Here is a 13507-nt window from a genome sequence, read left to right as displayed (position 1 = left end):
TCCGGCTGGCGCCGCTTTCCGTATAAGCAGAAAGCGGCACTTCGCAAGCGCTTCATTCGCAACTTCGCAAGTTCACATTTGCAATCGGCGCGCCGACACGGAACAGAGGCACGTGCCCAGGGAGAGTGAGATGCCGTCGACGATGCAGGAGCTTCAACGCCGCCGCGCCGAAGCGCGCGCGGGCGGGGGCGAAAAACGGCTCGCGGCGCAGCACGCCAAGGGCAAGCTGACCGCGCGCGAGCGGCTCGACGTACTGCTCGACGAAGGCAGTTTCGAGGAACTCGATATGTTCGTCGAGCATAATTGCGTCGATTTCGGGATGCCCGATCAGGTGGTGCCCGGCGACGGCGTCGTCACCGGATCGGGGACGATCAACGGTCGGCTCGTGTTCGTGTTCAGCCAGGATTTCACGGTGTTCGGCGGCTCGCTGTCGGAGCGCCACGCGCAGAAGATCTGCAAGATCATGGACATGGCGATGAAGGTCGGCGCGCCGGTGATCGGGCTCAACGATTCGGGCGGCGCGCGCATCCAGGAGGGCGTGGCGTCGCTCGGCGGCTATGCCGAGGTGTTCCAGAGGAACGTGCTCGCCTCGGGCGTGGTGCCGCAATTGAGCCTGATTATGGGGCCGTGCGCGGGCGGCGCGGTCTATTCGCCGGCGATGACCGACTTCATCTTCATGGTGAAGGATTCGTCCTATATGTTTGTAACCGGGCCGGATGTCGTCAAGACCGTCACCAACGAAGTGGTCAGCCAAGAGGCGTTGGGCGGGGCGGTGACGCACACCACTAAATCCTCGGTCGCCGATATCGCGTTCGAGAACGACATCGAGGCGCTGCTCGCGGCGCGCGACTTCATCGATTTCCTGCCTGTGTCGAACCGCGCCGAGTTGCCCGAGCGCCCGACCGCCGATCCGTGGGACCGGATCGAGCCAAGCCTCGACACGCTGATCCCGCCTTCGGCCAACCAGCCCTATGACATGCACGAAGCGGTGCGCAAGGTGCTCGACGAGGGCGATTTCTTTGAAGTGCAGCCGGCACATGCGGGCAATATCCTGATCGGCTTCGGCCGGATCGAGGGGCGCACGGTGGGCGTGGTCGCCAACCAGCCGATGGTGCTCGCGGGGTGCCTCGACATCAATTCGTCGAAAAAAGGCGCGCGGTTCGTGCGCTTCTGCGACGCGTTCGACATTCCGATCGTGACCTTCGTCGACGTGCCGGGTTTCCTCCCCGGCGTCGGGCAGGAGCATAACGGCATCATCAAGCACGGCGCCAAGCTGCTGTTCGCTTATGCCGAGGCGACGGTGCCCAAGATCACCGTCATCACGCGCAAGGCCTATGGCGGCGCCTATGACGTGATGGCGTCGAAGCATCTGCGCGGCGATCTCAACTATGCCTGGCCCACCGCCGAGATCGCGGTGATGGGCGCGAAGGGCGCGGTCGAGATCATCTTTCGTGGCAAGACGCCTGAGGAAATCGCTGAACGCACGGCGGAATATGAAGCGCGCTTCGCCAATCCGTTCGTCGCGGCGAGCAAGGGCTTTATCGACGAGGTGATCCAGCCGCATTCGACGCGGCGGCGGATCGCGCTGGGCCTGCGCAAGCTGCGCGGCAAGGCGCTGGAGAATCCGTGGAAGAAGCATGACAATATTCCGCTGTGAGGAAGCCGATCGATGAGTGACGGTCCTACCCGCCGCCCCGGCACGGTGATCGCGATGGCGCTTGGGGTGCTTGTCGTCATCGGGGTGATCGTGTGGGCGGTGTTCGTGCGCGCGACGCCGACCGCTCCCGAACCGGTCGCGAGCGCCTCGCCGGCGCCGCTCGTCTCGGCGAGCCCGGCGGCACCCGCCGTCGCCTCGCCCGAGCAGCTCGCCGCTGCGACCAGGGCCGCGTGGCCGGAGGGCGCGGCGCTCTCCGATGAGGACGGCAGCCGCTATACGTTCGACACGCGCAAACTGGTGCTGGCGCCGTTCGGGCCGGTGCTGGTGAGTGAGGGGCAGGCGATCGATGCGCCGCATGTCGCCGCCGGGCGGCTCGATATCGCCTATTTGACGCCCGAGGGTGAGGGTTTCGCCGTGGCGAAGCGCTTCCCCAAGGCGATCGAGGCGGGGAGTTTCGGGCAGATGAGCGGCTGGTCGGTGTCCGACGCGTTCGCCGACACCCCGGTGATCGCGGCCGAGGGCGGGTTCACCGGGCAGGGCTATACCTGCGGCTACACGATCCTGACACAGCTTGCCGCCGACAAGCCGGTCGACCTCGTGCGGGTGCAGACCCTTTATGACGATACCGGCGCCAAGGGCGAGGCGGGCCAGGCGATCAGCGGCGCGATCACGCAGATCGATCGGGGGCGGGGCTTCACCGTCCATTACACCGGCGCCGCGACCTTCGACGATCACTATGTGATGAAGGGCGGTACGTACGTACTTCAAGGCGCCTCGCGGCTGCCGCAATGCTGAGGACGCGATGACCCTGGGACGGCTCAACCATATCGGCGTCGCGACGCCGTCGATTCCGGCGGCGGTGGCGCTCTATCGCGATCTGCTGGGCGCCGAGGCGATCGGCGAGGCGTTCGATCTGCCGGCGCAGAAGGTTCGCGTGTGCTTCGTCGATGCGCCCAACAGCCAGATCGAATTGCTCGAGCCGCTGGGCGCGGACTCGCCGATTGCGAAATTCCTCGAAAAGAACCCGGCGGGCGGGCAGCACCACGTCTGCTTCGAGGTGGCCGATATCGCTGCCGCAGTCGCCGATCTGACGGCGAAGGGCGCGCGCGTGCTCGGCGCGCCGCGGATCGGGGCGCATGGGACGCTGGTGGTGTTCGTCCACCCCAAGGACATGGGCGGCGTGCTCGTCGAACTGATGGAAACGCCCAAGGAAGGACACTGAGCCGATGCCGGGTTACGACCATATTCTGACCGAGCGGCGCGGCGACGTGCTGGTGGTGACGCTCAACCGGCCCGACCGGCTCAACGCCGCGCCGCCGGCGATGTTCGACGAGATCAGGGCGGCGCTAGCCGACCTGGGCGGCGCGCGCGCGGTGCTGCTGGCGGGCGCGGGGCGGGGCTTTTGCTCGGGCGCCGACGTGGCGGGCGGGGCGCTCGGCGGCGACAATCCCGGCGAAGCGACCTTTCTGGCGCTCGTCGACCATTACCATCCGCTGATGGAGACGCTGGCCGGCCTCGCGGTGCCGATCGTCTCGGCGGTGCGCGGGCCGGTGGCGGGGATCGGGTGCAGCCTCGCGCTCGCCGCCGATTTCTGCGTCGCGAGCGAGACCGCTTATTTCCTCCAGGCGTTCGTCAATATCGGGCTGGTGCCGGATGGCGGCGCGAGCTGGATGCTGCCGCGGCTGATCGGGCGCGCGCGCGCCGCCGAGATGATGATGCTGGGTGAGCGGATTTCCGCCGCAAAAGCGCTCGATTGGGGATTGATCCACAAGGTTGTGGCCGACGACGCACTCGATGCCGAGGCGCTGGCGCTTGCCGAGCGGCTGGCGGCGGGGCCGACGGTGGCGCTCGGGCTGATCCGGCAACAGATGCAGCAGGGGTTCGAGGACGGCTATGCGGCCGCGATGCGGCGCGAGGCCGAGAACCAGCGCCGCGCGCGTGGCACCCACGATTCGAACGAAGGCGGGATGGCCTTTCTCCAGAAGCGCAAGCCTGAGTTTCGGGGAGCGTGAGCGTGTCTTGCCGCCGCTTTTCCAACTGGACCCCGGCCTTCGCCGGGGAAGCGAGTTCGTAAAGATTATGACCGACAAACCAACCCTGTCCGACTGGCAGGCGCTTGCCGACAAGGAAGTAAAGGGCGCCGATCTCGCGTGGCACACGCCCGAGGGGATCGCGGTCAAGCCGCTTTACACCGCCGGGGACGCGTGCGCGGACGATGCCTGGCCGGGCCTGCCGGGCTTCGCGCCTTATACGCGCGGCGTGAAGGCGACGATGTACGCCGGGCGCCCGTGGACGATCCGGCAATATGCGGGCTTTTCGACCGCCGAGGAATCGAACGCCTTCTATCGCCGTAACCTGGCGGCCGGGCAGAAGGGCTTGTCGGTCGCGTTCGATCTGGCGACGCATCGCGGCTATGACAGCGATCACCCGCGCGTCACCGGCGATGTCGGCAAGGCGGGCGTCGCGATCGACACGATCGACGACATGAAGATCCTGTTCGACGGCATTCCGCTCGGCGAGATGAGCGTGTCGATGACGATGAACGGCGCGGTGCTGCCGTGCCTCGCTTTCTACATCGTCGCGGCCGAGGAACAGGGGGTCGCGCAGGACCGGCTGTCGGGCACGATCCAGAACGACATCCTCAAGGAGTTCATGGTCCGCAACACCTATATCTATCCGCCCGAACCATCGATGCGGATCGTTGCGGACATCATCGCCTATACGAGCCAACACATGCCGCGCTTCAACAGCATCTCGATCAGCGGCTATCACATGCACGAGGCCGGGGCGACGGCGGTGCAGGAGCTGGCCTTCACGCTCGCCGACGGCATGGCCTATGTGCGCGCGGCGCTCGATCGTGGGCTGGAAGTGGATGCGTTCGCCGGGCGGCTCAGCTTCTTCTTCGGCATCGGCATGAACTTCTTCATGGAAGTGGCGAAGCTGCGCGCGGCGCGCACCTTGTGGTCGCGGATCATGGCCGGGTTCGGCGCGAGCCCGCGCAGCCAGATGCTGCGCACGCATTGCCAGACCTCGGGCGTCTCGCTGACCGAGCAGGACCCGTACAACAACGTCGTCCGCACCACGATCGAGGCGATGGCGGCGACCTTCGGCGGCACGCAATCGCTCCACACCAACAGCCTCGACGAGGCGGTGGCGCTGCCGACCGATTTCTCGGCACGGATCGCGCGCAACACCCAGCTCATCCTCCAGGAAGAAACCGGGATGACGCATGTCGTCGATCCGCTGGGCGGCAGCTATTATGTCGAGGCGCTGACCAGGGACCTCGCCGACAAGGCCTGGGCGCTGATCGAGGAAGTCGAAGCCGCGGGCGGGATGACCCATGCGGTCGAAAAGGGTTTGCCCAAGCAGCATATCGAACGCGCGGCGGCGGCGCGGCAGGCGCGGGTCGACAAGGGCGAGGACGTGATCGTCGGCGTCAACAAATATCGGCTGGCGGACGAGGACGAGATCGACATTCTCGATATCGACAATGCCAAGGTCCGCGCCGATCAGATCAGGCGGATCGAGCGGATCAAGGCCGAGCGCGACGAGGGCAGAGCGCAGGCCGCGCTGGCGGCATTGCAAGGGGGCGCGACCGGCGATGCCAACCTCCTCGCGCTGTGCGTCGAAGCGGCGCGCGCGCGGTGCACGCTGGGCGAGATGTCGGCGGCGATGGAGGCGGTGTTCGGGCGCCACGCGGTGGGAGTCGCCCCGATCACGGGTGTGTACGGCCCCGCCTACGAGGACGATGCCGGCTGGCACCGCGCGGTCGAGGGAATCGCCGCGGTCGGGAGCCGGATGGGCAGGAAGCCGCGCATCCTCGTCGCCAAGATGGGGCAGGACGGTCACGATCGCGGCGCGAACGTCGTCGCCAGCGCCTTCGCCGACATGGGTTTCGAGGTGATTTCGGGGCCGTTGTTCCAGACGCCTGCCGAGGCGCGCGACCTCGCGCTGGAAGAATCGGTCGATGTCGTCGGCGCCTCCAGCCTCGCGGCGGGGCACAAGACGCTGATCCCCGAATTGATCGCGCTCTTGAAGGAATCGGGCCGGGCGGACATCAGGGTCGTCGCGGGGGGCGTGATTCCGCCGCAGGATTACGAATTCTTACGCAAGGCAGGGGTGCAGGCCATTTTCGGCCCCGGCACCAATCTGGTCGCGGCGGCGGGCGAGGTGCTCAAGCTGCTTGGCCACAACCTGCCGCCGAACAAGGAGGATGACGAGTGACGGATCAGAGGATCGACACGCTGGCGGTTCATGCGGGCACCGAGGCCGACCCCACCACCAAGGCGCGGGTCACGCCGATCTATCAGACGACGTCGTTCGTATTCGATGATGTCGATCACGCCGCCGGACTGTTCGATCTCGAAATTCCGGGCAATATCTACACCCGGCTGATGAACCCGACCAACGGCGCGCTGGAGGCCAAGATGGCCGCGCTCGAAGGCGGCGTGGCGGCACTGGCAACCGCATCGGGGCACGCTGCGCAGTTCCTCGCCTTCCACACGCTGATGGAGCCGGGTTGCCATATCGTCGCCTCGACGCGCCTTTATGGCGGGTCGCTCAACCAGATCGGGCACAGCTTCCGCAAGATGGATTGGCATGCGAGCTTCGTCGATACCGACGATCCCGCCAATGTCGCCGCCGCGATCACCGACAAGACGCGCTGCATTTTCGTCGAAAGCCTCGCCAATCCCGGTGGCGTGATCTCCGATCTCGCGGCGCTGGCGAAGATCGCCCACGATGCGGGCGTGCCGCTGATCGTTGACAACACGCTGGCGACCCCGATCCTGTGCCGCCCGATCGAGCACGGTGCCGACATCGTCGTCCAGTCGACCACCAAATTCCTCAATGGGCATGGTAATTCGGTGGGCGGCGTGATCGTCGATTCGGGCAATTTCGATTGGGCGAAGGCGGGCAAATATCCGTATCTCAGCGAACCCAACCCCTCGTATCACGGCAAGGTTTTCACCGAGGCGTTCGGCAACGTCGCCTTCATCCTCGGCTGCCGCGCGCTGGGGATGCGCGATCTCGGCCCGCAGATGGCGCCGATGAACGCCTTCCTGACGCTGACCGGCATGGAGACGCTGCACCTGCGCGTGGAGCGGCATTGCGCCAACGCGCTCGCGCTGGCGGAATGGTTGCAGAAGCATCCCAAGGTCGAGTGGGTGTCATACGCCGGCCTGCCCGGCGATCGCTATCACGCGCTGGCCGGAAAATACCTCGGCGGCAAGGGCGGCGCGGTGTTCACCTTCGGGCTCAAGGGCGGCTATGACGCGGGCGTCCGGCTGGTGAGCGCGGTCAAGCTGTTCAGCCACGTCGCCAATATGGGCGATACGCGTTCGCTGATTATCCATCCCAGTTCGACCACGCACCGGCAATTGTCGCTCGACGAGCAGGAACTGGCCGGGGCGGGGCCGAAGGTGGTCCGCGTGTCGGTGGGGATCGAACATATCGACGATATCATCGCCGATCTCGCGCAGGGACTGGAGGCCGCGTGAGCATCGAGCCCCGCACCGACTGGACCCGCGACGAGATCGCCGCGCTGTTCGATCTGCCGTTTACCGAATTGGTGTTTCGCGCGGCCGAGGTCCACCGCGCGCACCATGCCGCGGGCGAGGTGCAATTATGCACCTTGCTCTCGATCAAGACCGGCGGGTGCCCCGAGGATTGCGGCTATTGCTCGCAATCCGCGAGTGCCGAGAGCGGCGTCAAGGCGACCAAATTGATGGACGTGCGCAGCGTGCTGCAATCGGCGGCGCAGGCGAAGGATGCCGGTTCGCAGCGCTTCTGCATGGGCGCGGCGTGGCGCAACCCCAAGGATCGCGACATGCCCGCGATCGTCGAGATCGTGCAGGGCGTCTCGGCGATGGGCATGGAAACCTGCATGACGCTGGGGATGCTCACGCCCGATCAGGCCGCGCAACTCAAGGCGGCGGGGCTCGATTATTACAACCACAATATCGATACCGCGCCCGAGAATTACGCCAATGTCATCACCACGCGGACCTTCGAGGAGCGGATCGATACGCTTGCCCACGTGCGCGAGGCGGGGATCAACGTCTGCTCGGGCGGGATCGTCGGGATGGGCGAGACGCGCGGCCACCGCGTCGGTTTCGTCCACGCGCTGGCGACGCTGCCGCGCCATCCCGAAAGCGTGCCCGTCAACGCGCTGGTGCCGGTGAAGGGCACGCCGCTTGGCGACATGCTCGCCGACACACCGATGGCCAAGATCGACGACATCGAGTTCGTCCGCACGGTGGCGGTCGCGCGGATCACGATGCCGCGCTCGATGGTCCGCCTCAGCGCGGGCCGCGAGAGCATGTCGGAGGCGACGCAGGCCTTGTGCTTCCTCGCCGGGGCCAACTCGATTTTCACCGGCGACAAGCTGCTCACCGCCGCCAACGCCGGCGACGACAAGGACGCAGCTTTGTTCGCTAAATTGGGCCTGACCCCGCTGTCGGGCGAGGAGCCGATGCGGGCGTGTGAGGCGGCGGAGTGATCTCGCGCCACTCCCGTTACCCCGGCCTTGAGCCGGGGTCCCGCTTCTTCGTCGACGGTGGCGAAGGCAGCGGGATGCCGGATCAAGTCCGGCATGACGGCAAATACAGGTGCGACTGATGGAAGATTGGGGGACCGCTGGACTTGGTGCATGGCTCGGCCAGCGATGGTTTGGTTCTTGGACAAAGCGTCATCCGTTGCTTTCACGAATACTGTTCGGTGTTGGAACGGTAGCTGCAATCCTGACGCTTTGGCTTCTCAAATAGATAATCGCAGAGGATAGAGGGTGTTCAAGAAAATCCTGGTCGCCAATCGCGGTGAGATCGCGTGTCGGGTGATGCGCACCGCCAAGGCGATGGGGATCGCCACGGTCGCGGTCTATTCGGATGCCGATGCGCGCGCGCCGCATGTGCTGATGGCCGACGAGCGCGTGCGGCTTGGTCCACCCCCTGCCGCCGAGAGCTATCTGCTGGCTGATCTGATCCTCGCGGCCGCGAAGGAAACCGGGGCCGATGCGATCCACCCCGGCTACGGCTTCCTGTCCGAACGCGAGAGTTTTGCGCGCGCCTGCGCCGAGGCCGGCATCGCCTTCATCGGGCCGCCGCCCAAGGCGATCGCCGCGATGGGCGACAAGATCGAATCGAAGAAGCTCGCCAAGGAAGCGGGGGTCAACGTCGTGCCGGGCTATCTCGGCGAGATCGCCGATACCGAGGAAGCGGTGACAATCGCCAAGGACATCGGCTTTCCGGTGATGATGAAGGCCTCGGCCGGCGGCGGCGGCAAGGGGATGCGGCTGGCGTGGTCCGAACAGGACGTGCGCGAGGGGCTGGCCAGCTTCGGCGACGACCGCGTGTTCATCGAGAAGTTCATCGAAAGCCCGCGCCATATCGAGATTCAGGTGCTCGGCGACCAGCATGGCAATGTCGTTTACTTGCACGAGCGCGAATGCTCGATCCAGCGCCGCCACCAGAAGGTGGTCGAGGAAGCGCCGTCGCCGTTCGTCACGCCCAAGATGCGCAAGGCGATGGGCGAGCAGGCGGTCGCGCTGGCCAAGGCGGTGGGCTATTACAGCGCGGGCACGGTCGAGCTGATCGTCTCGGGCGCCGATACCAGTGGCGAGAGCTTCTACTTCCTCGAGATGAACACCCGGCTCCAGGTCGAGCATCCCGTGACCGAGGAGATCACCGGGCTCGACCTGGTCGAGCAGATGATCCGCGTCGCGGCGGGCGAGAAACTGGCGTTCGGGCAGGACGATGTGACGCTCGACGGCTGGGCGATCGAAACGCGCGTCTATGCCGAGGATCCCTATCGCGGCTTCCTGCCGAGCATCGGGCGGCTAATCCGTTACAACCCGCCGGTAGAAGCCGACCGTCATCCCCGCGAAAGCGGGGACCCATCTCCCAGTGGTTCCGCCAAGCGCGACGGTGGGGAGATGGGCCCCCGCTTTCGCGGGGGTGACGAGGTGGTTGTGCGCGTCGATGATGGCGTCGCAGAGGGCGGCGAGGTCAGCATGTTCTACGATCCGATGATCGCCAAGCTGATCACCTGGGCGCCGACGCGCGAGGAAGCCGCCGATGCGCAGGTCGCCGCGCTCGATGCGTTCGAGATCGAGGGGCCGGGGCACAATATCGATTTCCTCTCGGCGCTCGTCCAGCACCCGCGGTTCCGTGAGGGCAATCTCACCACCGGGTTCATCGCCGAGGAATATCCCGACGGCTTCACCGGGGCGCCTGCGTCCCCCGAGCTGATCCGCACTCTGGCCGCCGTCGCGGCCTTCGCCGCCACCGCGCACGCCGATCGCGCGCGCCGCATCGATGGCCAGCTTGGCCGGCCGCTGTCGCCGCCGGGCGACTGGACGGTGACGATCGACGGCGACGACCATGCGGTCACGCTGGCCGGAGACGGCATCACCGTCGATGGCGAAGACGTGCCGCTGGCGATGGAATACACACCCGGTGACCGGATGATCGAGGCCGATCTGCTTGGCGACGGCGAAGATGAGGATGGCGAGCGCCATATCGCTTCTACGCTTTCGATCCGCATCGCCGCGATCCGAGCCGGCTTCCGCCTGACGACGCGCGGCGCGTCGCACGCGGTGCGCGTCCTCCCGGCGCGGATCGCGCCTTATGCCAGGCATATGATCGAGAAGGTGCCGCCCGATCTCTCCAAATTCCTGCTCTGCCCGATGCCGGGGCTGCTGGTGCGGCTCGATGTCGACGCCGGCGATCATGTCGAGCCGGGGCAGCCGCTCGCGGTGGTCGAGGCGATGAAAATGGAGAATATCCTGCGCGCCGACAAGGCGGGGATTGTCGCCAAGGTCAACGCTCAGGCGGGGGACAGCCTGGCCGTCGACGAAGTCATTCTGGAACTGGAATAAGCCGCGAACGTTCGCCGGTTCATGAGCGAACCGATACAAATTGCGACAATAAATCGGTGGACGCCCGGCCGGGCGGCGGCCATTTGATCGGTATGGCCCGATCGCGCTTCCTGCTGCTGATGGTGCCGGCCGCGAGCCTTGCCGCCTGCGCCGTCGGCCCGACCTATCGCCCCGCGTCGTCGGGCGCGCTTGGTGTGCCCGATCAATTCTCGGTTGCCGCCGATGCCCGTGCGCAGGAGGATCTGTCGACATGGTGGACGCGGTTCGACGATCCGCTGCTGACGCGACTGATCGAACAGGCGCGCGCCGACAATCTCGACGTCGCACAAGCGGTGTCGCGGCTGCGGCAGGCGCATGAGGGGCTGATCCAATCCCGCGCGCAATGGTTGCCGCAGGTGTCGGGGTCTGCCGGCTATTCGCGGTCGATCGATGTTGCGGGCGCCAATACGGTGACGCTGCCCGACGGCACCGTCACCACGATCTCGCGCAATTCGGGCGACAGTTTTTCGGTCGGCGGCAATGTGTCGTACCAGCTCGGGCTGTTCGGCGAGGTCGGCCGCGCGGTTGCCGCCAGCCGCGCGCAATATGAAGGCGCGGGTTACGATTACGCGACCGTGCTGATTTCCACCGAGGCCGAGATCGCGCGCAATTATGTGCTCGCGCGCGGCTATCAGGCGCAGCTTGCCAATGCGCGCCAGTCGCTGGCGATCCAGGACGACAATCTCGAAATCGCAGGGTTCCGCGTGCAGGCCGGATTGGTCTCGTCGCTCGATCAAGAACAGGCGCGTGCCGCCCGTGCGCAGACCGCCGCGTCGGTCCCCGGAATCGAGCAATCGTATAGCCAGGCGGTGGCGCGGCTGGGGGTGCTGACGGGGCAGGCGCCGGGGGCGCTGCGCGCGGAGATGGAAGCGGTCAAGCCGATCCCCGTTGCCGCGTCCGACGTCGCGATCGGCATCCCCGCCGATACGCTGCGCCAGCGGCCCGACGTGCGCGCGGCCGAACGGTCGCTCGCCGCATCGGTCGAGCAGATCGGCATCGCCAAGGCGCAGCTCTATCCGGGGCTGTCGATCGGCGGCAGCATGTCGTCAAATTCGACCTCGATCGGCAATCTGTTCGACATGATCAGCGGGCAATTGTTCGCGAATCTCGCCCAGACGATCTTCGATGGCGGGCGGCTGCGCTCGCAGGTGCGCTCGAACGAGGCGGGGGCCGAGGCCGCGTTTGCCGCGTATAAGGGCACGGTGCTGACCAGCCTCGAGGATATCGAGAATGCCGTCGTCGCGATGAACACCGCGAAGGAACGCGCGGCGCAATATGCCATCGCGCTCGACGCGGCGAACAATTCGGCGATCCTCTCGCGCAGCCAGTATCGCGCCGGGCTCACCGACTTCACCACGCTCAACACCGCCGAGAGCCAACTCCTTTCGGCGCGCAACGGGCTGACGCAGGCCAAAGCCGATCAGGCGACGGCGCTGATCCAGCTCTATCTGGCGCTGGGCGGCGGCTGGGACAGCACGACCGTGCCCACCGCGCCCGATACGCCCGCAACCTTCCAGCCCGCTGAGGAACAGTGATGGCCGATCAGGATATCTCCACCCCCCAAAGTGACGAGGAATTCCTCGGCGTGAAAGAACGGCCCGCGTGGCGGGGCCGCGTCTTGTGGGCCGCGCTCGGGCTCGGCGCGATCCTGCTGATCGTGCTCGCCGCGCATTTCCTGAAAAAGAGCGACGGGCCATCCTATGCGACGCAGCCGGTGACGCGCGGCGCGCTGACGACGAGCGTGTCGGCGACGGGCAAGCTCGCGCCGGTCAATCAGGTCACCGTGGGATCGCAGCTTTCGGGGCTGGTCACGCAGGTGATGGTCGACGTCAACGATCGCGTCGCCAAGGGGCAGCCGCTGGCGCTGATCGATCCCGAACAGATCGACGACCAGATCCGCGCGGGCCGCGCGCAACTCGCCGCGAGCACCGCCTCGGTTGCGCAGGCGCGCGCGACGCTCGCGCAGGCGAACGCCACGCTCGCGCGCTATCAGGAGGTCAGCCGGCTGTCGGACGGGCGCGTGCCCGCCAAGACCGAGATGGACGCCGCGATCGCCGAGCGTGACCGCGCATCGGGCGCGCTCAAGGTCGCGCAGGCGAATGTCGCGTCGTCCGAAGCGAGCCTCGCGCAGAACCAGACGCAGCGTCAGCGCGCGATCATCCGATCGCCGGTGACGGGGGTGGTGCTCGCGCGGCAGGTCGATCCCGGTCAGACGGTTGCGGCGTCGTTCAACACGCCGACGCTGTTCGTGATTGCCGAGGATCTGTCGAAGATGAAGCTCGAAGTCTCGGTCGACGAGGCGGACGTGGGCCAGATCAAGGAAGGCCAGCGCGCGAGCTTCACCGTCGATGCCTTCCCCGGCAAGACCTTTCCCGCGGCGATCACCCGCGTCGATCTCGGTTCCAACCTGACGGTGCAGGATGCGTCGTCCTCGACCACCAGTTCGACGACGAGTTCGGCGGGGCAGGTGGTGTCCTATGCCGCCGATCTGTCGGTCAGCAATCCGACGCTGGAACTGCGCCCGGGGATGACCGCGACCGCGGATATCATCACCTCCGAACAGAAAGACGCGCTGCTCGTCCCCAACGCCGCGCTACGCTTCTCGCCGCCGGCGGCTGCAACCCCTGCTGCGAAGGAGAGCGGCGGCATCACCAGCGCGCTGGTGCCGAGCCGCCGCCGCCGCACTGTGGGCAACGGCGCGGGCGAGAGCCTGACCAATTCGGGCAAGGCGACGGTGTATGTGAAGGGCGATAACGGAACGCCCCGGCCGATCCAGATCACGATCGGCAAGAGCAACGGATCGCTGACGGTGGTGACGGGCGGTGACCTGAAGCCCGGCATGGAGGTGATCGTCGGCCAGCTTTCGGGCAAGGAAGGCGTTTCCGGCGGCGGTGAACGGCGCGGCAATCGCAGTGCGGCGCGCGGCGGCTGATCCT

Annotated in this window: 10 protein-coding genes; all 10 read left to right on the top strand. The window is 66.6% G+C overall.

Features of this window, described 5'->3' with window-relative positions:
* Nucleotides 1-130 precede the first annotated feature (130 nt).
* The 10 genes from DFR49_RS15215 to DFR49_RS15170 all read left to right on the top strand — a co-directional run bounded on the left by DFR49_RS15215 (nucleotide 131) and on the right by DFR49_RS15170 (nucleotide 13503).
* Nucleotides 131-1657, top strand: a complete 1527-nt coding sequence (locus DFR49_RS15215; protein WP_119036579.1) for an acyl-CoA carboxylase subunit beta — start codon at nucleotides 131-133, stop codon at nucleotides 1655-1657.
* A 12-nt stretch (nucleotides 1658-1669) separates the two neighbouring features.
* Entirely contained in the window at nucleotides 1670-2452 is a 783-nt protein-coding gene (locus DFR49_RS15210) for a hypothetical protein (RefSeq protein WP_147373714.1), read from the top strand.
* Nucleotides 2453-2459: 7 nt separating this feature from the next.
* A complete protein-coding gene (gene mce, locus DFR49_RS15205) occupies nucleotides 2460-2879 on the top strand; it encodes a methylmalonyl-CoA epimerase (RefSeq protein ID WP_119036577.1) in 420 nt (139 codons plus the stop codon).
* 4 nt (nucleotides 2880-2883) lie between these two features.
* The gene (locus DFR49_RS15200; protein ID WP_119036576.1) at nucleotides 2884-3669 is read left to right on the top strand and encodes an enoyl-CoA hydratase-related protein; all 786 of its coding nucleotides are present in this window, start codon (nucleotides 2884-2886) and stop codon (nucleotides 3667-3669) included.
* A 67-nt stretch (nucleotides 3670-3736) separates the two neighbouring features.
* On the top strand, nucleotides 3737-5881 hold the full coding sequence (scpA, locus tag DFR49_RS15195; RefSeq protein ID WP_119036575.1) for a methylmalonyl-CoA mutase: 2145 nt from the start codon (nucleotides 3737-3739) through the stop codon (nucleotides 5879-5881).
* A complete protein-coding gene (locus tag DFR49_RS15190) occupies nucleotides 5878-7155 on the top strand; it encodes an O-acetylhomoserine aminocarboxypropyltransferase (protein WP_119036574.1) in 1278 nt (425 codons plus the stop codon). The genes scpA and DFR49_RS15190 overlap by 4 nt, the downstream gene beginning before the upstream one ends.
* Nucleotides 7152-8156, top strand: coding sequence for a biotin synthase BioB (gene bioB, locus DFR49_RS15185; protein ID WP_119036573.1), 1005 nt, complete (start codon nucleotides 7152-7154; stop codon nucleotides 8154-8156). Before DFR49_RS15190 ends, bioB begins: the two co-directional genes overlap by 4 nt.
* Before the next feature lie 285 nt (nucleotides 8157-8441).
* On the top strand, nucleotides 8442-10532 hold the full coding sequence (locus DFR49_RS15180) for an acetyl-CoA carboxylase biotin carboxylase subunit (RefSeq protein ID WP_119036572.1): 2091 nt from the start codon (nucleotides 8442-8444) through the stop codon (nucleotides 10530-10532).
* 92 nt (nucleotides 10533-10624) lie between these two features.
* Complete coding sequence (locus DFR49_RS15175) at nucleotides 10625-12106, top strand: efflux transporter outer membrane subunit (RefSeq protein WP_211325938.1); 1482 nt, start codon at nucleotides 10625-10627, stop codon at nucleotides 12104-12106.
* The gene (locus tag DFR49_RS15170) at nucleotides 12106-13503 is read left to right on the top strand and encodes an efflux RND transporter periplasmic adaptor subunit (protein WP_119036571.1); all 1398 of its coding nucleotides are present in this window, start codon (nucleotides 12106-12108) and stop codon (nucleotides 13501-13503) included. The genes DFR49_RS15175 and DFR49_RS15170 overlap by 1 nt, the downstream gene beginning before the upstream one ends.
* Nucleotides 13504-13507: the final 4 nt, after the last annotated feature.

It is taken from the genome of Hephaestia caeni (assembly GCF_003550065.1).
Lineage (GTDB): Bacteria > Pseudomonadota > Alphaproteobacteria > Sphingomonadales > Sphingomonadaceae > Sphingomonas > Sphingomonas caeni_A.
The sequence above is the reverse complement of the archived record's forward strand: the minus strand, read 5'-3'. Positions and strand labels throughout refer to the sequence as shown.